The organism is Roseateles flavus (assembly GCF_039872765.1).
Lineage (GTDB): Bacteria > Pseudomonadota > Gammaproteobacteria > Burkholderiales > Burkholderiaceae_C > Roseateles_B > Roseateles_B flavus.
The window spans coordinates 166131-188773 of record NZ_JBDPZC010000005.1; the positions used below are offsets into that span (position 1 = coordinate 166131).

Genomic DNA, 22643 nt, shown 5'->3' on the forward strand with positions numbered 1-22643 from the left:
CTCCCACCCCGCGAGCCAGCATCAAGGAGACCGCCATGCAAGCCTGGATCAGCCCCGACGCCGCCGGCGTTCAGACCCTGCGATGGGAGACTCAGAGCGTGCCCGAGCCGGGCCCCGGCGAAGTCCGCGTGAGGATCCACGCCGCCAGCCTGAACTTCCCGGACCTGCTGATCGTGCAGGGCAAGTACCAGATGCGCCCACCCCTGCCCTTCGTGCCCGGCGCCGAGTTCTCAGGCACTGTGGAGACCGTGGGCGAAGGCGTGCGCCACCTGCAAGCCGGCGCCCGCGTTGCCGGCTTCAGCGGCACCGGCGCCTTCGCCACCCACGCCTGCATCAGCGCTGCTCTGCTCGTGCCCTTGCCGGACGCCTTCGACCTGGACATGGCCGCGGCCTTCATCTGCACCTATGCAACGAGCCAGCACGCCTTGCTGGACCGCGGCCAGCTGCAGGCCGGCGAGACCGTGCTGGTGCTGGGCGCCGCGGGCGGCGTGGGCTCCGCCGCCATCCAGCTGGCCAAGGCTGCAGGCGCACGCGTGATCGCCGCGGCTTCCAGTCCCGAGAAATGTCGACGCTGCCTTGACATCGGTGCCGACCACGCCATCGACCTCTCCAGCCAGGACCTGCGGGCCACCCTGAAAGAGTTGATAGGGGGCCGAGGGCCCGACCTCATCTACGACCCCGTGGGCGGCGAGCTCAGCGAAGCGGCGTTCCGCTCCATCGCCTGGCGCGGCCGGCATCTGGTCGTGGGCTTCGCGCAAGGGCAGATCCCCGCCCTGCCTCTGAACCTCTGCCTGCTCAAGGGCGCGTCCCTGATCGGCGTCTTCTGGGGAGAGTTTGCCAAGCGGGAACCGCAGCGCAATGCAGCCATGATGCAGCAACTCGTGCGCCTGCACCTCGACGGGCGCATCGCACCCGTGATCGACCAGCGCTTCGGCATGCGCGAGCTTCCTGCCGCTTTCGAACGCATGCAGTCACGCCAGGTGACGGGCAAGGTGCTGCTGCTCAATGATCAATGACGCGACGTAGCGCCCGAAAAACCGCATGGGCAGGGCCCATTCGCCGTGAGAGCGCCTTTCGCGAACGGGAAATGGCAGCTTGTCGACTCCCCGCTTTCAGGGGCTTTGTTCACGAGTCCGGTGCGCTAGGATGCAGGTCTTCTGAGCCCCTCGGACCATGGCCGTCAAAGTACTCATCCTCGAAGACAACCCCGTTGCCCGCAGCTTTCTTTGCCGCGTGGTGAGGGAAAGCTTCAGCGACACCATGGAACTCGTCGAAGCAGGCGACCTGGAAGGCGCTCGCAAGCAGCTGGCCCGCGTCGCCTCGCTGCCGCCCGAACAAGGCTTCCGCCTGGTGTTGGTCGACCTGGAACTGCCGGATGGCAATGGCATGGAACTGCTGGCCGAGATTGCCAGCAGCCCGGCCATCAAGATCGTCACCACCCTCTATTCCGATGATGACCACCTCTTCCCTGCCCTGCAGTGCGGAGCGGATGGCTATCTGCTGAAGGAAGACCGCTTCGAGGTGCTGGTGGAAGAGCTGCAGCGCATCGTGCGCGGCCAGCCCCCGCTGTCGCCGGCCATTGCACGGCGCCTGCTGTCCCACTTCCGCCCTGGCGCCAGTGGTGACAGTGGCCCCATGGGGCTGAACTCCGGCTTCGGCGCGCTGACCAGTCCGGGCGGATTCTCCAACAGCCGCACGGTGGCCCTGGATCCTGCGCCCGAATGGGAGCGCCTCACTCCACGCGAGAACGAAGTGCTCACCTATCTGAGCAAGGGCTTCACCATCAAGGAAATCGCCAACCTGATGGGCATCAAGTGGTTCACCGTCAACGACCACATCAAGTCGATCTACAAGAAGCTGAACGTCTCCAGCCGTGCCGAGGCCGCCGTGCTGGCCAGCAAGCAAGGCCTGGTCTGACGCCGGATTGGCGCAGCCTGTACCCTGATGCGCAGCAATGACAGAAGGCGCCCTGGGCGCCTTTGTTTTTGGGCGCCTTTGTTCTTGGGCGCCGTGTTTTGAGCACAGGGCTGGCCCCGCCATGCCCCACCTGACTCCAGTAGCGCCCCCCCGTCGCGCCTCCCGGCGGCATTCGCCTGTCCGCACCGGCCTCAACCAACTTGGCACAGCCACGACCTGCGAAGGGCGCTAAGAGAGCCCATGCAGCGCCTGAGGCAGGAGGCCATATCAAAGCCATCCAAACCTGCCCAAACACAGCCGAGCCAAACCAGACACCACCAATCAACCCGTACGGATCAACCAGACAAATCCGACGCACCAAAACAAAACGGCGACAAGAACCTGAATTCTTGTCGCCGTTTGCTTTTATCCGGTGGGGTGGCTGATGGGACTCGAACCCACGACAACCAGAATCACAATCTGGGACTCTACCAACTGAGCTACAGCCACCGGTGAAGCCTTAGATTATAAGCAGTATTTCATTCACTTGGGAAGACTTTTCCGAAAACTTTTTCAAGACGCCCAAATTCAGTTGGACGCGACGGCAGATGCCGCTGCGGCGGGCGCCTTGATCGTGGTCTTGAGCTGCGCCTTCAGGGCCTTGTAGTAGACGTTGGTTTCAGCCGAACTCCAGGCCTTGGCGTACTGCTGCGCCGCACGCGCCGGGTCAGCCATCTGGCCCTCGCGCGGTAGCACCTGCGTCACGGCCGCAATCACATAGCTGCCGTCGCCCGCCTCGAGCCCCACGAAACTGGGCAGCTTGCTGGTGTCAGCCTGCAGGATGGCCTTGAGCACCTTGGGAGAGAACTTGCCGGGCTGCATGCGGGAGACTGTCTGCGCTTCCGGCAGCGACATCGGGTCACCCGAGGCCTTCAGGGCGGCGAGTTTCTCTGTGCCGGCCTTCACCGCCAGCGCAGCAGCCTGGCGGGCCACCAGCAGCTGGCTCACCTGGGCCTTCACGTCATCGAAGGCTGGCATGCGGGCAGGCTTGTAGTCGGTCACGTGGGCGGCCACGAGCTGGCTGGGGCCGAACTCGACGGCCTCGGTATTGCGCTTGTTCTGCAGCGAGTCCTTGCTGAACACGAGATCCAGCAGCTTGGCCGAGGCCAGGGGGCCTTGCGCATCCGCGGAGGGCTTGCGCTGGACCAGAGCACTGCGGATGCTCAGACCGAGCTTCTCGGCGATGGGCTTCAGGCTGTCAGACTGCTCGTAGACCGTGTTGCTGAAGGTTTCGGCCAGCTCGGCATAGCGCTTCTGGGCCAGCTGCTTGCGGACCTCTGCCTCGATCTCGGCACGCACGCTGTCGAAGGACTTGGTGTCACCGCCGCGCACGGCCGTCAGCTGGATGATGTGGAAGCCGAAATCGCTCTCCACCACCTTGCTGATTTCACCCGGTTTGAGCGCATAGGCTGCCTGCTCGAAAGGCTTGACCATGGCTCCGCGAGGGAAGAAGTCCAGGTCCCCGCCACGGCTGGCAGAGCCTTCGTCCTGGGAGTTCTTGCGCGCCACGTCGGCGAAGCTCGCAGGCGCCTTCTGCACCTGGGCCAGCAACTCCTCGGCGCGGGCACGCGCCTTGGCCTTCTCGGCCTCGGGTGCGGCCTTGTCGGCCTTGATCAGGATGTGGCTGGCGCGGCGCTCTTCGGCGACGGTGTAGCGGTTGCGGTTCTGCTCGTAGTAGTCCTTCAGGTCCTTCTCGGCCACGCTGACGCTCGCCTTCAGGCCATCTACATCCAGCACCACGTAGTCGATCTGGGCCACCTCGGGCAGCTGGAACTTGCTGGCGTTGGCCGGATCCTTGAAGTAGGCCTCGATCTCGGCATCGGCAGGCTTCACCTGGGCCGCGAACTCGGCCGGGCTCAGCGTCAGCAGGCGCACTTCGCGGCGCTGGAAGAAGGCATCGAAGGCCTGCGCCGACAGATTGTTGCTGCCGATGGCGGAGTTCATCACGCCACGCAAGACCTGCTCCTGAGCCATGTTGTCACGCAGGCGGCGCTCAAACATCGGTCCGTTCATGCCTTGCGAGGCCAGAAGCGCCGCATTCAGGGAGCCATCAGGCTGTCGAAGTGCCGCGAACTGCGGATCCGTCAGGAAGACGTGCCTGAGCTGCTCATCCGAGACCTGCCAGTGCTGTTTCCGCACCGCCGCCTGCAGTACACGCTCCATCACGAGCGCATCCAGAGACTGCTGGCGCGCCTCGGCCGAGTCCAGCAGCTTGGGATCCAGCGTGGGCTGCTGCTGCCGCAGGCGCTCGGACTGCTGGCGATGCGCCGCATCCCACTCTGCGCGGGTGATCTTCTGGCCATCAATCTGAGCCACCGCGGCATTGCTGCCATCCATGAAGTTGCTGTAGCCATTGACCCCAAGGGCCACGAAAGACGGCAGGATCAGGACCAGCAGGATCAGCTGGAACAGACGGTTGTGCTTGCGAACGAAATCAAACATTCAAAACCTCGGAAGGGCCGAAGACGGACACCCCGTACTGGCGGATCACAGGGCCTGACAAAGGCCGCATCAATTGCGACAAAGGCGAACCGGAGTTCGCCTTTGCTGCGTGGGATTCTATCCCTCACCTCCGGCACGCGCCGCACGGGGCCGGCCGGGGGTGCTGGGACTGGTGGGTGCTAACGGGCTCGAACCGCTGACATCTTCCGTGTAAGGGAAGCGCTCTACCAACTGAGCTAAGCACCCGCAAAGAAAGGAATTCAGTTCACCGCGTCTTTGAGCGCCTTGCCGGGACGGAACTTGGGCACCTTGGCAGACTTGATCTTGATCGTGTCGCCGGTGCGCGGGTTGCGTCCACTGCGCGCAGCGCGCTTGGTCACGCTGAAGGTGCCGAAGCCTACCAGAGAAACCGTGCCGTTTTTCTTGAGCGTGGTCTTCACGCCGCCGATCACGGCCTCCAGTGCGCGGGACGCAGCAGCCTTGGAGATGTCGGCCTGCTTGGCGATGTGTTCGATCAATTCTGACTTGTTCACAAACCTACCCCTCAACAACATGCCTGGACGCGCAGGCGCTCGCAATGGATGCCCTGTTGGAAGCCCTGCAGGCCGTCCTGATGGACCTCCTGCTGGATGCCCTGCCGGTTGCACACCGCCCGCCAGGAGCCAGCGCCGCACTGGCAGCAAGCGTCCGCTGGGGAAGCGGATTCTAGACCGAATCAGGCGGCAGGCCGGACGGGTACAAGCCCGGATGTCAGGCCCTCCCAGGCTAGGCGGTCATGGGCCCGTAGGCCTCTGCACCCAGCATGTGGGACACGCCGGCGCCACGCACGGCGGCTGTGCACTCAACGGGCCTTGGCGCGGATCTCCGGCACGGCCTTCTGCAGGTAATAGACCATGGACCAGATGGTGAGCACCACGGCGGCCAGGAGCAGCCAGGTTCCCCAGACCCGTGTGGGAATGAGGCCGAAGAGCCGGCCGTCGTACAGCAGGAAGGGGATGGCGACCATCTGCACGGTGGTCTTGAGCTTGCCCACCATGTGGACAGCGACACTGCGCGAGGCGCCGATCTGGGCCATCCATTCACGCAGGGCAGAGATGGCGATCTCCCGGCCGATGATGACCAGGGCCACGAGGGCATTGACCCGACCCAGCTCCAGCAGGATCAGCAAGGCAGCGCAGACCAGGAACTTGTCAGCCACCGGGTCCAGGAAGGCGCCGAAGGAAGAGGTCTGGTTCAGCTTGCGGGCCAGGTAGCCGTCCAGCCAGTCGGTCAGGGCGACCAGCACGAACAGCGAGGTGGCAAAGAGGTTCTGGTGCCCCGGCTCGATGTCCAGGTAGAACACGCCGACGATCAGCGGGATCGCGACGATGCGCGCCCAGGTCAGCAAGGTTGGCAGGGTCAGAAACATGGGCGCATTGTGCCCGAGCGCGAACAGCCTTCAGGCCTGTACGTTGTTGCAGCGATGCTGCGTTCATTCATCCAGCGTGCGCGGCTTGAATTTGCGCTGGTCATTGAAGAGGAAGGTCTCGCTGAAGACCCAGGGCTTGGGCAGGGCCGAGACATTGCCAAAGGGCGCCGCACGGTGAACGGCATCCATGGCCAGCTGCACGGTATCCAGCGCCTGGCCCGGCTTGCGCAGGACCTTGATGTGCCGCACATGGCCGTCGACATTCAGCTCCACCTCGAGCACGGGAATCGCCAGCAGCACATCCGGCACTGTGTCCATGTAGCTGCGATCCGGATTCGCCGCGACCAGGCGTTGCGCCGCCTGACGCCGCAGCTCGGCATGGGAGCGCGGCGTCCTGGGCGGCCCCAGCAAGACCTGTCCCCCTGCCCCGCCCTTGGCCGGTACGGAGGAGCTCGGTGCCCCGCCGCCCTTGCCGGACGCCGCGGAGCCCGAGGGGCCCGGCGCGGTCGTGGCAGCGGGCGGCGAAGCGGGGGCCGAGGTGGGCGAATTGCTACAGCCGGCCAGCATCACGAGCAAGGCCAGGCCCGAGCCGGCCACGCAACGGTAGCGCCGCAACGGAGAGACGGCCCCGGTTTGGGCGAACGTCGGCTTGTCAGTGCAGAACACGATAGATCTCCTCGGCCAGTTCACGCGAAATGCCCTTGACGCTGGCGATGTCCTCGACGCTGGCGGCGGCCACGCCGCGCACACCGCCGAAGCGTTGAAGCAACTGGGCGCGCTTCTTCGGACCCACGCCCGGCACGTCCTCCAGGCGCGAGCCGCCCGTGCGCACCGCCGCCCGCTTGGCCCGCATGCCGGTGATGGCAAAGCGGTGCGCCTCGTCCCGGATCTGGGCCACCAACATCAGGGCTGCCGAATCGCGCCCCAGGTAGACCTTCTCGCGGCCATCGGCAAACACCAGCTCCTCCAGGCCCACCTTGCGGCCCTCGCCCTTCTCGACGCCGGCCAGCAGGCCGAGGTCCAGCCCCAGCTCCTCGAATACTTCGCGCGCCATGGAGATCTGCCCCTTGCCGCCATCGACCAGCACCAGGTCCGGCATGCGACCCGTGCCCAGTTGAACAGCCTCGGCGAGCTTGGCGTAACGGCGTGTGAGCACCTGACGCATCGCGGCGTAGTCATCACCGCCAGTGATGCCCTCGATGTTGTAGCGGCGGTACTCGCTGCTGACCATCTGGTGGCCCTGGAAGACGACGCAGGATGCCTGCGTGGCTTCGCCGGCGGTGTGGCTGATGTCGAAGCACTCGACGCGGAAGGACTCCAGATCGCTCACATTGAGATCCAGGGCCTCGACCAGCGCTCGGGTGCGGGCCTGCTGCGAGCCTTCCTCCGAGAGCAGGCGCGCCAGGGCCAGCTCGGCGCCCTTGATGCACATCTCCTGCCAGATGCGACGCTGGCCACGGGGCTGCGCCTGCACAGTGACCTTGGCGCCCTGCTGCGCGCTGAGCGCGGCGGCCAGACCCTCGTCCACCATCTCGCTGACGACGATCAGCGAGGGAACCGCAGCTTCCAGGTAATGCTGGGCCATGAAAGCCTCCAGAACCTGCCGCTCGGGGCTGGGTCGGCTCGGGCCGGCGCCTTCACCGGAGCCCTCGGCCGCGTCGGTCTCATCCTCGACGAACCACTGGGTACCCTCCTCCACATGCTTGGGGAAGAAGGCGCGATCCCCCAGGTGGCGACCACCGCGCACCATGGCCATGTTGACGCACGCACGCCCGCCCTGGACCTTGACCGCAAGCACGTCCACATCGCGGTCGCGGCCGGTCGCACTGCTTTCGTCCACGGCCTGCTGCTGCAGCACCCTGGACAGCGCCGTGATCTGGTTGCGGACCTCGGCGGCCTGCTCGTACTGCATGGCTTCGGCGTACGCCATCATCTGCGCCTGCAGACCCTGGAGCACCTCATCCGTCTCACCCAGCAGGAAACGCTCGGCATTGCGGACATCGCGGGCGTAAGTCTCCCCCTGGTTCTCCGGCACGCAGGGGCCGGAGCAGCGGCGAATCTGGAACAGCAGACAGGGTCGGCTGCGGTTGTTGAAGACGGTGTCCTCACAGGTACGCAGCCGGAATACCTTTTGAATCAGCTGTATCGATTCCTTGACGGCCCATGCACTTGGATACGGCCCGAAGTAACGATGCCGGCGATCCACACCGCCCCGGTAGTAGCTCACCCGCGGATAGGCATGGGCACTGAGGCGCAGATACGGGTAGCTCTTGTCATCCCGGAAGAGGATATTGAAGCGCGGATTCAGCGCCTTGATCAGGTTGTTTTCCAGCAGCAGGGCTTCGGCCTCGGTGCGCACCACCGTGGTCTCCAACCTGGCGATGCGGGCCACCATCAGCCCGATGCGGGTGCCGCCATGGTTCTTCTGGAAATAGCTGGAGACCCGCTTCTTCAGGTTCTTGGCCTTGCCGACGTACAGCACCTGGTCCTGCGCATCGAAGTAGCGATAGACGCCCGGCAGCCCCGGCAGCGCCGCCACTTCGGCCAGCACCCGCTCGCGCACCGCCAGCGCGGCCGCCTCGACCTCGGCGACGCGCTGCGCCTCGGCACGCTCCACAGCCTCGCGCTCCTCCGCCCAGGCCGAGATCTGCGCCTCCCCCAGCGTCGACGATGCCCCTGCCGGCGCCTCGCCCTGTGCAGCCGCATCCGCCCCCGAGGGATTGGAGACGCCTTCCGGCAGTGCTGTGCTCAATGCGGGATCCGGCTTCTTCTTGCTCATGGGCGCGATTGTGCCGCCGCCGATAATGCGCCGATGGATTCACGAGCATGGGACGTGTTCTGCCGCGTCATCGACAACTACGGCGATGCGGGCGTCTGCTGGCGCCTGTGTCGTGAGCTGAGCCGCCGCGGCCATGAGGTCCGGTTGTGGATCGACGATGCCCGCCCCCTGCAGTGGATGGCCGCCCCCTCGGACCTCGAGTCCATCCAGCTGATGGCCTGGTCCGAAGCCGAGCTCCGCTTCGAGGCGCAGCCGGGCGGCGTTGTGATCGAGGCCTTCGGATGCGAGCTGCCCGATGGCGTGAAGGCGCGCATGGCAGCTGCCCGTCCGACGCCTCTCTGGCTCAACCTGGAATACCTCAGCGCCGAAGACTATGTGGAGCGCAGCCACGGCCTGCGCTCGCCGCAGTGGCAAGGCCCGGCCGCGGGACTGGAAAAGTTCTTCTTCTATCCCGGCTTCACGGCACGCACCGGCGGCCTGCTGCGCGAACCCGGCTTGATGGAAGCACGGGAGGCCGCCGATCATGCGGGCTGGTTGCGCCAGCAGGGCATCGTGCGCGAGCCAGGCGAACGTCTGGTCACCCTCTTCTGCTACGACAACCCCGCCCTGCCTCGACTGCTGCAAGCCCTGGCCGGGACGCCCACCCTGATCCTGGCCTGCCCCGGCCCCGGCAGTCGAATGCTCCGTGAGCGGCAGGCAGCACAGGCCCTGCCTGAGCGCCTGCGTGTGCAGCATCTTCCCTTCCTGCCCCAGGACGATTTCGACCGCCTGCTGTGGGTCTGCGATCTCAACCTAGTCCGCGGCGAGGATTCCTTCGTGCGCGCGCAGTGGGCCGGCCGCCCCTTCGTGTGGCACATCTACCCCCAGGACGACGGCGCCCACGAGGCCAAGTTGCAGGCCTTCATGGACCGGGCATTCGCAGGCATGCCGCCCGACCAGCGCCTGGCCTGGCAGGCCTTGTGGCGCGCCTGGAACGGCCTCGACCGAAGCCCGGAGGCCAGCGCCCCGCTGCAGCTCCCGCCGCTCGCAGCCGCGACGGACGCCTTCCTCGCCTGGCGCTCCGGCCTGTTGACGCAGGTCGACCTTGTGACGCAATTGCAGGGATTCCTGCAGCGCTGAGCCGGCGCGCTGCGGCCCCACCGGGCCACTTCGGGCTAGAATAGGCAGCTTTGCCGCGTTGACCCTGCCTTTAGCTTCTTGTCTGGAGTCCCGGGTGCGCGAGCTGCGATGCAAGGGTCGAGCCTTTTCGTGGGCACGGTTTCAGCATCGCCCAGCGTTGGCGGTCACACGCTGGCGATCACAACAGGATCGCTCAGAAGATTGCTCAAGACAGCGCTCGAAACAGCGCATCCCATCAAGACATCAGCAAGTAAACACCATGAAACTCGCTCAGGAAATCCGCGCCGGCAACGTGATCATGCAGGGCAAGGACCCGATGGTCGTTCTGAAGACCGAATACAGCCGTGGTGGCCGCGGCGCCGCCACCGTGCGCATGAAGATGAAGAACCTGCTGAACGGCGCAGGTGCTGAAGTCGTCTTCAAGGCCGACGACAAGATGGACCAGATCATCCTGGACAAGAAGGAATGCACCTACACCTACTTCGCTGACCCGATGTATGTGTTCATGGACACCGAGTACAACCAGTTCGAAGTCGAAGCCGAGAACATGGGCGACGCTCTGAACTACCTCGACGACAACATGGGCGTCGAAGTGGTGTTCTATGACGGCAAGGCCATCTCCGTCGAACTGCCCACCACCGTCGTGCGCGAGATCGAGACCGAGCCCGCCGTCAAGGGCGATACCTCCGGCAAGGTCATGAAGCCCGCCCGCGTGAAGGGCACCGGCTTCGAGATTCCCGTGCCCCTGTTCGTGGAGAACGGCGACAAGATCGAAATCGACACCCGCACCAACGAGTACCGCAAGCGCGTTTAAGCGCCGGCTCGTCCCACATGTCAAAGGCGCCTTCGGGCGCCTTTTTCATTGCCGCCCCTCGCCCGGCGGGAGCATGGAATCAGGCAGCCCGCCTCAGGCAGGCAGGCCAGCGCCTACCAACCCGGCGATGGGCAAAAAAAATCCCCGCCGAAGCGGGGACTTCTTCGTCAGACAGATCAGCCGAGGCTGAAGGCCTGATTACTTCTTGGCGCGGGTACCGACCACTTCGATTTCCACGCGACGGTTCTTGGCGCGGCCTTCGGTGGTCTTGTTGTCGGCCACAGGCTGCTTCTCGCCCTTGCCTTCGGTGTAGACGCGGTTCTTCTCGATGCCCTTGGAGACCAGATAGGCCTTCACGGCTTCGGCGCGACGCACCGACAGCTTCTGGTTGTACTCGTCGGAACCGACGCTGTCGGTGTGGCCGACGGCAACGATCACTTCCAGGTTGATGCCCGAGGTCTTGGAGACCAGGTCATCCAGCTTGGCCTTGCCTTCGGGCTTCAGCACAGCCTTGTCGAAATCGAAGAAGGCATCAGCGGCGAAGGTGACCTTCTCGCTCTGGACCACGGGAGGCGTCACCGGCGGCTTGACTTCAGCCTTGGGCTCCACCTTGGGCGTGTCCGCAACCTTCGGCGGCTCGATCTTCTTGACTTCCGGCTTCAGGGCGCCGTCGCAGTCCTTGGCGGCGGTGGCAGGCGTCCAGAAGTTGTTGCGCCAGCAGTATTCGTTGCTGCCGTTCTTCCACACGGTGCCGTCGGTCGAGCGCCAGTTGTCAACGGTCTGAGCGAAGGCGCCAGACGACAGGACAGCAGCCACTGCGAAGAGCGACGCCACACGGTTCAATTTCTTCATGTTTATCCTCTCAAGGAAAGACGCAGTTGCCCTGCGAAATGTCCGGATCTTTGAAATGCCAAGCAGATTCCACCAAGCCAAAGCCAAGGGTTTCCACTAGGGACTCAGCAATTGTGCCATAGCGCCCAGGGCGTTCAGCATTCTGCTGCCTACCTGTCGAAAGCCATGGATCCATGTTGTGCGAGAGCGACATGCCGGCCAGCATAGAATCAGCCCTTCCCGTCCGTACCAGATTCGGCGCCGGTTCGCACCAGGCGCCGCAACGCGCATGACTCAGTTCGCCAAGGAAACCCTGCCCATCAGCCTCGAAGAGGAAATGCGGCGCTCCTACCTCGACTACGCGATGAGCGTGATCGTGGGTCGAGCCCTCCCCGATGCCCGGGACGGCTTGAAGCCCGTGCATCGCCGGGTGCTGTTCGCGATGCACGAACTGAACAACGACTGGAACCGGCCTTACAAGAAGTCGGCCCGTATCGTCGGCGATGTGATCGGTAAGTACCACCCTCACGGCGACAGTGCCGTCTACGACACCATCGTCCGACTGGCCCAGGATTTCTCGCTGCGTCATATGCTCGTGGACGGCCAGGGCAATTTCGGCTCCATCGACGGCGACAACGCCGCAGCGATGCGATACACCGAAATCCGCCTTGACAAAATCGCCCACGAAATGCTGGCGGATATCGACAAGGAAACTGTCGATTACGGCCCCAACTACGACGGTTCCGAGAAGGAACCCCTGGTTTTGCCGACCCGGCTGCCGAATCTGCTGGTCAACGGCTCGGCCGGTATTGCGGTGGGTATGGCCACCAATATCCCGCCGCACAACCTCAATGAGGTCGTCGACGCCTGCCTGCATGCGCTGAAGAACCCGGAATGCTCGGTCGACGAGCTGATGGAGATCATCCCGGCGCCCGACTTCCCCACGGCCGGCATCATCTACGGCCTCAACGGCGTGCGCGAGGGCTATCGCACCGGCCGCGGCAAGGTGGTGATGCGCGCCAAGGTCCACTTCGAGGACATCGACCGCGGCAACCGCCAGGCCATCATCGTTGACGAGATCCCCTACCAGGTCAACAAGAAGACGCTGCTGGAGCGCATTGCCGAGCTGGTCCACGAGAAGAAGATCGAGGGCATCAGCCACATCCAGGACGAGTCCGACAAGTCCGGCATGCGTGTGGTGATCGAGCTCAAGCGCGGCGAAGTGCCCGAGGTCGTGCTGAACAATCTGTACAAGCAGACGCAGCTCCAGGACACCTTCGGCATCAACATGGTCGCCCTGATCGACGGCCAGCCCAAGGTCTGCAACCTGAAGGACCTGATCACGGTCTTCCTGGAGCACCGTCGCGAGGTGGTGACCCGCCGCACCGTGTACGAGCTGCGCAAGGCCCGCGAGCGCGGCCACGTGCTGGAAGGCCTGGCCGTGGCGCTGGCCAATATCGACGAGTTCATCGAGACCATCAAGACCTCGCCGACCCCGCCCGTCGCCAAGGCCGCGCTGATGGCCAAGAGCTGGGACTCCTCGCTGGTGCGCGAGATGCTCGCCCGCGCCGAAAACGAGACCACCGGCGGCCGCAACGCCTACCGCCCCGAGGGTCTGCCCGCCCAGTACGGCATGCAGCCGGACGGCCTCTACCGCCTCTCGGACGACCAGGCCAGCGAAATTCTGCAGATGCGCCTGCAGCGCCTGACTGGTCTGGAGCAGGACAAGATCGTCGGTGAGTACAAGGACGTGATGGCCCAGATCGCCGATCTGCTGCACATCCTGGCAACGCCCTCGCGCGTGACCACCATCATCAGCGAAGAGCTGGTCCAGCTGCGCCAGGAATTCGGCCAGACCAAACTGGGCGCCCGCCGCAGCGTGATCGAGCGCAATGCGCAGGAGCTGGGCACCGAGGACCTGATCACCCCGACCGACATGGTGGTGACCCTGTCCCACACCGGCTACATCAAGAGCCAGGCCCTCAGCGAATACCGCGCCCAGCGTCGCGGCGGTCGCGGCAAGCAGGCCGCCGCCACCAAGGACGACGACTGGATCGACCAGCTCTTCATCGCCAACACCCACGACTGGATCCTGTGCTTCTCCAACCGCGGCCGCGTCTACTGGCTGAAGGTGTGGGAAGTGCCGCAGGGCTCGCGCAACTCGCGCGGCAAGCCCATCGTGAACATGTTCCCGCTGCAGCAGGACGAAAAGATCACCGTGGTGCTGCCGCTGACCGGCGAGTTCCGCAGCTTCCCTGAAGATCACTTCATCTTCATGGCCACGGCCCTGGGCACCGTCAAGAAGACCTCGCTGAAGGACTTCAGCAACCCGCGAAAGGCCGGCATCATCGCCGTGGACCTGGACGAGGGTGACTTCCTCATCGGCGCGGCACTGACCGACGGCAAGCACGACGTCATGCTCTTCAGCGACGGCGGCAAGGCCGTGCGTTTTGACGAGGATGACGTGCGCCCCATGGGCCGCCAGGCCCGCGGCGTGCGCGGCATGATGCTGGAGCCCGAGCAGCGCCTCATCGCCATGCTGGTGGCCGAGGACGAAAGCCAGAGCGTGCTGACCGCCACCGAAAACGGCTACGGCAAGCGCACCTCCATCATCGAGTACACCCGCCACGGCCGCGGCACCAAGGGGATGATCGCCATCCAGCAGAGCGAGCGCAACGGCCGCGTGGTCGCTGCCACGCTGGTGCGCCCCGAAGACGAAATCATGCTGATCACCGACAAGGGCGTGCTGGTGCGCACCCGCGTCGCGGAGATCCGCGAGCTCGGCCGCGCCACCCAGGGGGTCACCCTGATCGCGCTGGACGATGGCTCCAAGCTCTCCGGCCTGCAGCGCATCGTGGAGAACGATGCCAACGAGGCCAGCAGCGAGCTCAGCAATGACGCCGGCGGCGACGCCGGTGACGACGTCGGTGCCGGCCCGGCCGATGACCAGGACTCCAACAAGGAATGAACGTGAAGGCACCCCGCATGAATGCACTGAAGCTGCTCGCAGCCACCACCACCCTGGCCTGCGCCAGCCTGGCGATGGCCCAGGGCCCCGCCGCCCCGGCCAGTTCGCCTGCCAAGAAGGAACTGGTCGCCAAGGTCCTGCAGCATCAACAGCAGGGCGTCGAGATCATGGCGCGCAACATGCTGCAAGCCCCCGTGGCCCAGCTGATGCAGGGTGCCGGCGGCATGCTCCAGCAGATGCCCGCCGACAAGCGCGAGGCCGCCGCCAAGGCCATCGAGGCCGACGTCAAGAAGTTCGTCGAAGAGAACGGCCCCTTCCTCCGTGACAAGGCCCAGAAGCTGGCACCCAGCACCGTGGGCGCCATCCTGGAAGAGAAGTTCACCGAGGACGAGCTGAAGCAGATCCTGGCCTGGCTGGATTCCCCGGTCAGCAAGAAGTTCGGCCAGCTGGGCGGCGAGATGCAGAAGGCCCTGGGCGACAAGGTGCTGGCCGAGAACGGCGCCACCCTGGACGCACGCTTCAAGGTGCTGCAGCAGAACGTGGCCAAGCACCTGGGCGTGCCGATGCCTGGCGCCGCCAGCAGCCCCGCCGGCAACAAGAACTCGCCCAAGAAGTAAGCGCAAGCCCTCTCGTTCGTCTCTCCAGCGCCTCCATGCCATGAACCGACGCCCGTTCAATTTCTCCGCCGGACCCGCCGCCCTCCCCGAGGAGGTGCTGCAGCAAGTCGCCCAGGAGATGCTGGATTGGCACGGCTCGGGCATGAGCGTCATGGAGATGAGCCATCGCGGCAAGGAGTTCGTCTCCATCTGCGAGCAGGCCGAGGCGGACCTGCGCGAGCTGCTGGCGGTCCCGCCGCAGTTCCGCATCCTTTTCATGCAGGGCGGCGGCCTGGCCGAGAACGCCATCGTGCCGCTGAACCTGTCGCGGGGCGGCAAGGTGGATGTGGTGGTGAGCGGCTCCTGGTCTCGCAAGAGTGCCCAGGAGGCTGGACGTTATGCCGACGTCCGCATTGCAGCGGACGCCAAGTCGAATGGCCAGCGTGCCATCCCGGCCGCGGCCGAGTGGCAGCTGCGCGGCGATGCCTCCTATGTGCACCTGTGCAGCAACGAGACCATCGACGGCCTCGAGTTCCACGAGCTGCCTGACCTGAAGGCCCTGGGCTGCGACGCGCCCCTGGTCATCGACTTCTCCTCCCATGTGCTGTCGCGCCCGGTGGACTGGTCCCGCGTGGGCCTGGCCTTTGGCGGCGCACAGAAGAACATCGGCCCTGCCGGTCTGACCCTGGTGATCATCCGGGAAGACCTGCTGGGCCACGCCCTGCCCATCTGCCCCTCGGCCTTCGACTACAAGACGGTCGCCGAGGCGCAGTCCATGTACAACACGCCGCCGACGTTCTCCATCTATGTCGCCGGCCTGGTGTTCCAGTGGCTCAAGCGCTTCGAATACGGTGGCAAGACCGGCTTGGCCGCCATCGAGCAGCGCAACATCGACAAGGCCACCCTGCTCTACCAGGCTCTGGACCACAGCGCCCTGTTCGAGAACCGCGTCGCGCCCGACTGCCGTTCCCGCATGAACGTGCCCTTCTACCTGCGTGGCACCCACGACACCCCCGAACTCAACCAAGCCTTCCTGGATGAAGCCCGGGAGAGGCAACTGCTGCAACTCAAAGGCCACAAGTCGGTGGGCGGCATGCGTGCTTCCATCTACAACGCGATGAGCCTGGAGGGCGTGCACGCCCTCGTGGACTTCCTGAAGGACTTTGAGACCCGCCATGGCTGAGGACAAGCCCCCTGCACCTGTTGCCAACCCGGCCCTGCTGGCCCTGCGTGACCAGATCGATGCCCTGGACGGGCAGCTGCTGCGCCTGCTGAACGAGCGTGCCCATGTGGCCGAGCAGGTCGGCGAACTCAAGCGACGCGATGGCACGCCCTTCTTCCGGCCGGACCGCGTGGCCCAGGTCATCCACAAGATCCAGGCCGCCAACCCTGGCCCGCTGAAGAACGAGCATGTGGCCGCCATCTGGCGCGAGATCATGTCGGCCTGCCTGGCCCTGGAATCGCCGCAGCGCGTGGCCGTCCTGGGCCCCATGGGCACCTTCTGCGAGCAGGCCGCCATCGAGTACTTCGGCGGCGCCGCGGACCTGATCTACTGCAGCAGCTTCGACGACGTCTTCCATGCCACCGCCAGCGGCAGCGCGCAGTACGGCGTGGTGGGCGTGGAGAACATGACCGAGGGCGTGGTGACCCGCTCCCTGGACCTCTTCCTGCACACACCCACGCATGTGGTCGGCGAGGTCAGCCTGCTGATCCGCCACAACCTGCTGCGCAAGGAGAGCAGCCTGAATGGCATCAAGGCCGTGCTGGCCCATCCGCAAGCCCTGGCCCAGTGCCAGAACTGGCTCAGCAAGCATCTGCCGGACGCCGAGCGCCGTGCGGTCTCCAGCAATGCCGAGGGCGCGCGCCTGGCGGCGGAGAACCCGGACTTCTGCGCCATCGCCAGCGAACGCGCTGCCACGCTCTTCGGTCTGCACATCGTGGCCCATGCCATCCAGGACGAGGCCTACAACCGCACGCGCTTCGCCGTGATCACGCTGCCGCAGACCATGGCCACGCCGCCGGCTACCGGCCGCGACTGCACCAGCCTCGTGGTCTCCGTGACCAACAAGCCCGGCGCCATGCACGACATGCTGGTGCCGCTGAAGAAGCATGGCGTGTCCATGACGCGCCTGGAGTCCCGCCCGGCCCGCACCGGCCAGTGGGAGTACTACTTCTACATCGACCTGGACGGCCATCCCAGCGAGCCCAATGTGGCCGCAGCCCTGGAAGAGCTGCGCGCTCTGTGCGCGTTCTACAAGGTCATCGGCGCCTACCCCCGCAAGGGCTGAGCCAAGCAAAGGACACAAGAACACAATGTTCAATCAACTGGGTGTGATCGGCTGTGGATTGATGGGCGGCTCCTTCGCGCTGGCCCTGAAGAAGGCCGGCCTGGTCAAGCGGGTCGTCGGCTACAGCAAATCGCCCTCCACCACCGAGACGGCCAAGCGCCTGGGCGTGATCGACATCGCTGCCGAATCCGCCCTGCTGGCCGTGGCGGGCTCCGACATCGTGCTGGTGGCCGTGCCCGTGGCCGCCACCGAGGCCACCTTCCGCGCCGTCAAGCACCTGGTCGACCCCAAGGTCCTGATGATGGACGTAGGCTCGACCAAGTGCGATGTGGTGGACGCCGCCCAGCGCGTGCTGGGCAAGCAGATCGGCTCCTTCGTGCCCTGCCACCCCATCGCCGGCAAGGAGCAGTCCGGCGTGCAGGCGGCCGACGCCACGCTCTACCAGGGCCGACAGGTCATCCTCACACCCCTGCCCCAGACCGATGCAGCGCTGATCCAGAAGGCGACCGACGTCTGGTCCGCTCTGGGCTGCCAGGTCCTGAAGATGACGCCGCAGAACCATGACGCCGCCTTTGCCGCCGTCAGCCACCTGCCTCATCTGCTTGCCTACGCCTACTTCAGCACCATTGCCAACCAATCCGCCGGGCGAGACTTCCTCAGCCTGGCAGGACCGGGATTCCGCGACTTCACCCGCATCGCGGCCAGTGACCCGGCCATCTGGCGAGACATCCTCCTCGCCAACAAGCAGGAGGTGCTGGCCCAGTCCCAGCGCTTCCGCGACATGCTCGCCCGCTTCGAGCAACTGCTCCAGCAGGACAACGCGCAGGCCCTGGAGGCCCTGCTGCAGCAGGCCTCGGAGGGACGCTCGCAGTGGCAGATGGGCCAGTTGTCCGGCAATCGTCCGCGTTGAGATGATGACTGGCCTGCGCTGAATCCGCCCCCGTCTTCCCGGCACCGCCTTTCCGGTTCTCCCATGTACAAGATCCCCTTCCTGGACCTGCCCCCGCTACAGGCCGCAGCCGGCAGCGTGCGCCTGCCTGGCTCCAAGAGCATCTCCAACCGCGTGCTGCTGCTGGCCGGCCTGGCCGAGGGCGAGACGCTGATCCACGACCTGCTGGCCTCCGACGACACCGCCGTGATGCTGGAGGCCCTGCGTCAGCTGGGCTGCACCATCACCCAGGACGGCTCACAGCTGCGCGTGCGCGGCATCGGGGGCCAGTTGTTGGCCTCAGTGCGTGAAGCCGGCCTGAAGCTCTTCCTGGGCAATGCCGGGACGGCCATGCGCCCGCTGGCCGCGGCGTTGGCCCTGCTGGCGGCCACGCAAGGCGGGCAGTTCGAGCTCAGCGGCGTGCCGCGCATGCACGAGCGCCCCATCGGCGACCTGGTCGACGCCCTGCGCGAGCGCGGCTGCGACATCGCCTGCCTCGGCCAGGAAGGCTATCCGCCGCTGCGACTGAGCGGCCCCTCCCCGCTGCGCCTCTCGCAGCCCGTCCGCGTGCGTGGCGACGTCTCCAGCCAGTTCCTGACCGCGCTGCTGCTGGCCCTGCCCCTGGTGGCCCGCGAGGACGTGGTGATCGAGGTGGTGGGCGAGCTCATCTCCAAGCCCTACATCCACATCACCCTGGCGCTGCTGCAGCGTTTCGGCATCGAGGTCCGTCGCGAGGGCTGGGAACGCTTCATCATTCCGGCAGGCAGCCGCTACCGCTCGCCCGGGGAGATCCATGTGGAGGGCGACGCCTCCTCCGCCTCCTACTTCGTCGCGCTGGGGGCGCTGGCCGGCATCGAGGCGCCGGTGCGCATCGAGGGCGTGGGGACGGCCTCTCTTCAGGGCGACGTGCGCTTCGTCGAGGCCGCCGCGCTGATGGGCGCGCGCATCGAGCAGGGCCCCAACTGGGTGGAGGTCCGCCGGGGTGCCTGGCCGCTGAAGGCCCTGGACCTGGACTGCAACCACATCCCCGACGCAGCCATGACCCTGGCCGTCATGGCGCTCTACGCCGACGGCCCCAGCACCCTGCGCAACATCGCCAGCTGGCGGGTCAAGGAGACCGACCGCATCGCCGCCATGGCCGCCGAGCTTGAGAAGCTGGGCGCCCAGGTCGAAGAAGGCCCGGACTGGCTGCGCGTCCACCCGCTGAAGGACTGGCGCGCCGCCAGCATCCACACCTATGACGACCACCGTGTGGCCATGTGCTTCTCGCTGGCCGCACTGAACCCGCTGATCACCGGGCGTCCAGTGCCGGTTCGCATCGAGGACCCGGCCTGTGTGGCCAAGACCTTTCCGGACTACTTCGAGACCCTGTTCGAGGTGGTGCAGGCCCGCCGCGCCGACATCCCCGTGATCACCATCGACGGCCCCACCGCCTCCGGCAAGGGCACGCTGGCAGACGAGGTCGCGCACCAGTTGGGCTACATCGTGCTGGACTCCGGCGCCCTGTACCGCACGGCCGGCCTGGCTGCCTTCCGCGCCGGCGTCAGCCTGGACGACGGCCCGGGCGTGGCCCGCATCGCCGCCGGGCTGGACCTGCATTTCCGCAAGGGTCGCGCCATCCTCCAGGGCGAGGACATCAGCGAGCTGCTGCGCGAGGAGGCCACCGGGCTGATGGCCTCCCAGGTGGCCGCGCACCCCGAGGTCCGCCAAGCCCTGCATCAGCTGCAGCTGGATTTCCGTCGTCTGCCCGGCCTGGTGGCCGATGGCCGCGACATGGGCACCGCCGTGTTCCCGGACGCCGGACTGAAGGTTTTCCTCACGGCCAGTGCCCAGACGCGCGCCGAACGCCGCTATAAGCAATTGATTGGCAAGGGAATTTCCGCTAATATGGAGAGCTTGCGTGCGGACTTGGAAGCGCGCGATGCGCGTGACAAGGGTCGCGCCGCCTCGCCACTGAAGCCCGCGCAGGATGCGCAGCTGCTGGACAACTCCGGCCAGACCATCGAGGAATCGAAGGGCCTGGTGCTGGGGTGGTGGCAGGAGCGGCAGCCCTTCTGAGGGCCGGAATGGATCCCCCGGCGATGAATCTCGCGAACGGATCCACGGGAAGGCGCTCGCAAGGGCGCTGACCCACGGGCTTTGGCCCAAAAGCGGGCGCACCTGCCCTCCGGACGACAGTCCACCGGGTGCGCTTTGTCTGCAACCTAACCCGCAAGGCAACTTGCACTCACCGTCGGCGCTTTTTCAGAGTTCTTCCTACGCTGTGCGCGCCGATTCAGGAATCAACATGTCCCAAACCCAAACCGCCACCGGCGGCGAATCCTTCGCCGCTCTCTTCGAAGAATCGCTGCAACGCGCTGACATGCGCTCGGGCGAGGTCATCTCGGCCGAAGTCGTCCGTGTTGACTACAACTTCGTGGTGGTGAACGCCGGCCTCAAGTCTGAAGCCTACGTGCCCATTGAAGAGTTCAAGAACGACCAGGGCGAACTCGAAGTCAACGTCGGTGACTTCGTCTCGGTGGCCATCGACGCCATCGAAAACGGCTACGGCGACACCATCCTGTCGCGCGACAAGGCCAAGCGTCTGGCTTCCTGGCTGAGCCTGGAAACCGCACTGGAGTCCGGCGACTTCGTGACCGGCACCGTCTCCGGCAAGGTCAAGGGCGGCCTGACCGTCCTGGTCAATGGCATCCGCGCCTTCCTGCCCGGTTCGCTGCTGGACACCCGCCCGGTGAAGGACATGAGCCCGTTCGAGGGCAAGACCATGGAATTCAAGGTCATCAAGCTGGACCGCAAGCGCAACAACGTTGTGCTGTCGCGTCGCGCTGTGGTGGAAGCCTCCATGGGTGAAGAGCGCGCCAAGCTGCTGGAAACGCTGTCGGAAGGCGCGATCGTCCAGGGCGTGGTCAAGAACATCACCGAATACGGTGCCTTCGTGGACCTGGGCGGCATCGACGGCCTGCTGCACATCACCGACATGGCATGGCGCCGTGTCCGTCACCCGAGCGAAGTCGTTCAGGTCGGCCAGGAACTGACCGCCAAGGTCCTGAAGTTCGACGCCGAGAAGAACCGCGTCTCGCTGGGCCTGAAGCAGCTGGGCGACGATCCCTGGTTCGGCGTGTCGCGCCGCTACCCGGCCAACACCCGCCTGTTCGGCAAGGTCACCAACATCGCTGACTACGGCGCTTTCGTCGAGATCGAGCCGGGCATCGAAGGCCTGGTGCACGTCTCCGAAATGGACTGGACCAACAAGAACGTCGCTCCTTCCAAGATCGTCTCCCTGGGCGACGAAGTGGAAGTCATGGTCCTGGAAATCGACGAAGACAAGCGTCGCATCTCCCTGGGCATGAAGCAGTGCAAGGCCAATCCCTGGGAAGAGTTCGCCGAGAACGTCAAGCGCGGCGACAAGGTCAAGGGCCCCGTCAAGAGCATCACCGACTTCGGCGTGTTCGTGGGCCTGGCACAAGGCATCGATGGCCTGGTGCACCTGTCCGACCTGTCCTGGAACGAGCCGGGCGAGACCGCCGTTCGCAACTACAAGAAGGGCCAGGAAGTCGAAGCCGTGGTCCTGGCTGTGGACGTCGAGCGCGAGCGCATCTCCCTGGGCATCAAGCAGCTGGACGCTGACCCGTTCACCAGCTACACCTCGATCAACGATCGCGGCATGACCGTGACCGGCAAGGTGAAGACCGTCGACGCCCGTGGCGCCGAGATCGAGCTGGCTGAAGACGTGCTGGGCTACCTGCGCGCTTCGGAAATCTCCCGCGACCGCGTGGAAGACGCCCGCAACGTGCTGAAGGAAGGCGACGAAGTGACGACCCTGATCGTCAACATCGACCGCAAGACCCGCAACATCCAGCTGTCCATCAAGGCCAAGGACAGCGCCGACCAGCAAGAAGCCATGCAGCGTCTGTCGGCATCGTCCGAGCGTGAGAACGCCGGCACGACCAGCCTGGGCGCCCTGCTGCGTGCCAAGCTGGACAACCAGAACAGCTAATCCCTGTTCCGCGAAGGCCCGGGCTCTGGTAGCCTGGGCCCCAGCTGCCAACGCAGGCTCGCCACTCTCACGGGGGCGAGCCTGTTTTTCTCCCCAGCCTGGAATTCCATCGTCATGACCCGTTCCGATCTCGTCGCGCACCTGGCAGACCGCTTTGGCCAGCTCACGCAGCGCGACACCGAATTCGCCGTCAAGACGATCCTGGATGCCATGTCCGATGCCCTGGCCCGTGGCCACCGCATCGAGATCCGTGGCTTCGGCAGTTTCTCCATCAACCGTCGCCCGCCCCGCATGGGACGCAATCCGCGCAGTGGCGAGCAGGTCCTGATCCCCGAGAAGCTGGTGCCGCACTTCAAGCCGGGCAAGGCCCTGCGCGAAGCGGTTGACGCCCAGCTGCCTGTCGACGACAGCGCCGTCTGATCCACTGGCTCTCCCGCGCCACAGTCAGCGCCGCACTTTGCAGGCGCTCCCCGGGCCAAGGCTGACGCCCCCGCCCCTGCCCCTTAGAATCCGCCAC

The 22643-nt window shown here is 65.6% G+C and carries 18 protein-coding genes and 2 tRNA genes; 12 read left to right on the forward strand and 8 right to left on the reverse strand.

Going from position 1 to position 22643, the window contains the following annotated elements:
- Nucleotides 1-35: 35 nt before the first annotated feature.
- A complete protein-coding gene (locus ABDJ40_RS12320; protein ID WP_347610067.1) occupies nucleotides 36-1016 on the forward strand; it encodes an NADPH:quinone oxidoreductase family protein in 981 nt (326 codons plus the stop codon).
- Nucleotides 1017-1173: 157 nt separating this feature from the next.
- A complete protein-coding gene (locus ABDJ40_RS12325; protein WP_347610069.1) occupies nucleotides 1174-1917 on the forward strand; it encodes a LuxR C-terminal-related transcriptional regulator in 744 nt (247 codons plus the stop codon).
- A gap of 413 nt (nucleotides 1918-2330) precedes the next feature.
- Here ABDJ40_RS12325 and ABDJ40_RS12330 read toward each other — a convergent pair.
- The 7 genes from ABDJ40_RS12330 to uvrC all read right to left on the reverse strand — a co-directional run bounded on the left by ABDJ40_RS12330 (nucleotide 2331) and on the right by uvrC (nucleotide 8585).
- Nucleotides 2331-2406 (reverse strand) — tRNA-His (locus ABDJ40_RS12330).
- A 78-nt stretch (nucleotides 2407-2484) separates the two neighbouring features.
- Entirely contained in the window at nucleotides 2485-4398 is a 1914-nt protein-coding gene (locus ABDJ40_RS12335; protein WP_347610071.1) for a SurA N-terminal domain-containing protein, read from the reverse strand.
- 170 nt (nucleotides 4399-4568) lie between these two features.
- Nucleotides 4569-4644 (reverse strand) — tRNA-Val (locus ABDJ40_RS12340).
- 14 nt (nucleotides 4645-4658) lie between these two features.
- The gene (locus ABDJ40_RS12345; RefSeq protein WP_269632737.1) at nucleotides 4659-4931 is read right to left on the reverse strand and encodes an HU family DNA-binding protein; all 273 of its coding nucleotides are present in this window, start codon (nucleotides 4929-4931) and stop codon (nucleotides 4659-4661) included.
- Nucleotides 4932-5239: 308 nt separating this feature from the next.
- Nucleotides 5240-5806, reverse strand: a complete 567-nt coding sequence (gene pgsA / locus ABDJ40_RS12350; protein ID WP_347610074.1) for a CDP-diacylglycerol--glycerol-3-phosphate 3-phosphatidyltransferase — start codon at nucleotides 5804-5806, stop codon at nucleotides 5240-5242.
- 63 nt (nucleotides 5807-5869) lie between these two features.
- Complete coding sequence (locus tag ABDJ40_RS12355) at nucleotides 5870-6472, reverse strand: hypothetical protein (protein ID WP_347610076.1); 603 nt, start codon at nucleotides 6470-6472, stop codon at nucleotides 5870-5872.
- On the reverse strand, nucleotides 6459-8585 hold the full coding sequence (uvrC, locus tag ABDJ40_RS12360; protein WP_347610078.1) for an excinuclease ABC subunit UvrC: 2127 nt from the start codon (nucleotides 8583-8585) through the stop codon (nucleotides 6459-6461). The genes ABDJ40_RS12355 and uvrC overlap by 14 nt, the downstream gene beginning before the upstream one ends.
- Nucleotides 8586-8618: 33 nt before the next feature.
- Here uvrC and earP point away from each other — a divergent pair, with 33 nt between their 5' ends.
- Both earP and efp read left to right on the forward strand, forming a co-directional pair.
- On the forward strand, nucleotides 8619-9704 hold the full coding sequence (gene earP / locus ABDJ40_RS12365; RefSeq protein WP_347610080.1) for an elongation factor P maturation arginine rhamnosyltransferase EarP: 1086 nt from the start codon (nucleotides 8619-8621) through the stop codon (nucleotides 9702-9704).
- A 259-nt stretch (nucleotides 9705-9963) separates the two neighbouring features.
- Nucleotides 9964-10518, forward strand: coding sequence for an elongation factor P (gene efp, locus ABDJ40_RS12370; protein WP_183104334.1), 555 nt, complete (start codon nucleotides 9964-9966; stop codon nucleotides 10516-10518).
- A gap of 198 nt (nucleotides 10519-10716) precedes the next feature.
- On the opposite strand, the gene ompA is transcribed toward efp, so the two are convergent.
- Complete coding sequence (gene ompA / locus ABDJ40_RS12375) at nucleotides 10717-11370, reverse strand: outer membrane protein OmpA (RefSeq protein WP_347610083.1); 654 nt, start codon at nucleotides 11368-11370, stop codon at nucleotides 10717-10719.
- A 268-nt stretch (nucleotides 11371-11638) separates the two neighbouring features.
- Between ompA and gyrA the strand changes: the two genes are divergently transcribed.
- The 8 genes from gyrA (at nucleotide 11639) to ABDJ40_RS12415 (ending at nucleotide 22546) form a co-directional block, all read left to right on the forward strand.
- The gene (gene gyrA, locus ABDJ40_RS12380) at nucleotides 11639-14317 is read left to right on the forward strand and encodes a DNA gyrase subunit A (RefSeq protein WP_347610085.1); all 2679 of its coding nucleotides are present in this window, start codon (nucleotides 11639-11641) and stop codon (nucleotides 14315-14317) included.
- 17 nt (nucleotides 14318-14334) lie between these two features.
- Nucleotides 14335-14934: a DUF2059 domain-containing protein gene (locus ABDJ40_RS12385; protein ID WP_269632731.1), complete on the forward strand. Its 600-nt coding sequence runs from the start codon at nucleotides 14335-14337 to the stop codon at nucleotides 14932-14934.
- Nucleotides 14935-14974: 40 nt separating this feature from the next.
- Complete coding sequence (gene serC, locus ABDJ40_RS12390; protein WP_347610087.1) at nucleotides 14975-16096, forward strand: 3-phosphoserine/phosphohydroxythreonine transaminase; 1122 nt, start codon at nucleotides 14975-14977, stop codon at nucleotides 16094-16096.
- On the forward strand, nucleotides 16089-17201 hold the full coding sequence (gene pheA / locus ABDJ40_RS12395) for a prephenate dehydratase (protein ID WP_347610089.1): 1113 nt from the start codon (nucleotides 16089-16091) through the stop codon (nucleotides 17199-17201). Before serC ends, pheA begins: the two co-directional genes overlap by 8 nt.
- A gap of 25 nt (nucleotides 17202-17226) precedes the next feature.
- On the forward strand, nucleotides 17227-18111 hold the full coding sequence (locus ABDJ40_RS12400; RefSeq protein ID WP_269632728.1) for a prephenate dehydrogenase: 885 nt from the start codon (nucleotides 17227-17229) through the stop codon (nucleotides 18109-18111).
- A gap of 63 nt (nucleotides 18112-18174) precedes the next feature.
- Nucleotides 18175-20187, forward strand: a complete 2013-nt coding sequence (locus ABDJ40_RS12405; protein WP_347610092.1) for a bifunctional 3-phosphoshikimate 1-carboxyvinyltransferase/cytidylate kinase — start codon at nucleotides 18175-18177, stop codon at nucleotides 20185-20187.
- Nucleotides 20099-22126 (forward strand): 30S ribosomal protein S1, encoded by a 2028-nt coding sequence (gene rpsA, locus ABDJ40_RS12410; RefSeq protein ID WP_430765639.1) that lies wholly within the window; start codon nucleotides 20099-20101, stop codon nucleotides 22124-22126. Before ABDJ40_RS12405 ends, rpsA begins: the two co-directional genes overlap by 89 nt.
- A gap of 114 nt (nucleotides 22127-22240) precedes the next feature.
- Nucleotides 22241-22546, forward strand: a complete 306-nt coding sequence (locus tag ABDJ40_RS12415; protein WP_347610094.1) for an integration host factor subunit beta — start codon at nucleotides 22241-22243, stop codon at nucleotides 22544-22546.
- Nucleotides 22547-22643: the final 97 nt, after the last annotated feature.

Bases quoted from the DNA above. Each gene is read 5' to 3' on its own strand.
- efp (WP_183104334.1), top strand. From the start codon at position 9,964: ATGAAACTCGCTCAGGAAATCCGCGCCGGCAACGTGATCATGCAGGGC.
- ABDJ40_RS12335 (WP_347610071.1), bottom strand. From the start codon at position 4,398: ATGTTTGATTTCGTTCGCAAGCACAACCGTCTGTTCCAGCTGATCCTG.
- uvrC (WP_347610078.1), bottom strand. From the start codon at position 8,585: ATGAGCAAGAAGAAGCCGGATCCCGCATTGAGCACAGCACTGCCGGAA.
- pheA (WP_347610089.1), top strand. From the start codon at position 16,089: ATGGCTGAGGACAAGCCCCCTGCACCTGTTGCCAACCCGGCCCTGCTG.
- ABDJ40_RS12400 (WP_269632728.1), top strand. From the start codon at position 17,227: ATGTTCAATCAACTGGGTGTGATCGGCTGTGGATTGATGGGCGGCTCC.
- ABDJ40_RS12415 (WP_347610094.1), top strand. From the start codon at position 22,241: ATGACCCGTTCCGATCTCGTCGCGCACCTGGCAGACCGCTTTGGCCAG.
- earP (WP_347610080.1), top strand. From the start codon at position 8,619: ATGGATTCACGAGCATGGGACGTGTTCTGCCGCGTCATCGACAACTAC.
- ompA (WP_347610083.1), bottom strand. From the start codon at position 11,370: ATGAAGAAATTGAACCGTGTGGCGTCGCTCTTCGCAGTGGCTGCTGTC.
- gyrA (WP_347610085.1), top strand. From the start codon at position 11,639: ATGACTCAGTTCGCCAAGGAAACCCTGCCCATCAGCCTCGAAGAGGAA.
- serC (WP_347610087.1), top strand. From the start codon at position 14,975: ATGAACCGACGCCCGTTCAATTTCTCCGCCGGACCCGCCGCCCTCCCC.
- rpsA (WP_430765639.1), top strand. From the start codon at position 20,099: ATGCGCAGCTGCTGGACAACTCCGGCCAGACCATCGAGGAATCGAAGG.
- ABDJ40_RS12385 (WP_269632731.1), top strand. From the start codon at position 14,335: ATGAATGCACTGAAGCTGCTCGCAGCCACCACCACCCTGGCCTGCGCC.
- ABDJ40_RS12325 (WP_347610069.1), top strand. From the start codon at position 1,174: ATGGCCGTCAAAGTACTCATCCTCGAAGACAACCCCGTTGCCCGCAGC.
- ABDJ40_RS12405 (WP_347610092.1), top strand. From the start codon at position 18,175: ATGTACAAGATCCCCTTCCTGGACCTGCCCCCGCTACAGGCCGCAGCC.
- ABDJ40_RS12320 (WP_347610067.1), top strand. From the start codon at position 36: ATGCAAGCCTGGATCAGCCCCGACGCCGCCGGCGTTCAGACCCTGCGA.
- pgsA (WP_347610074.1), bottom strand. From the start codon at position 5,806: ATGTTTCTGACCCTGCCAACCTTGCTGACCTGGGCGCGCATCGTCGCG.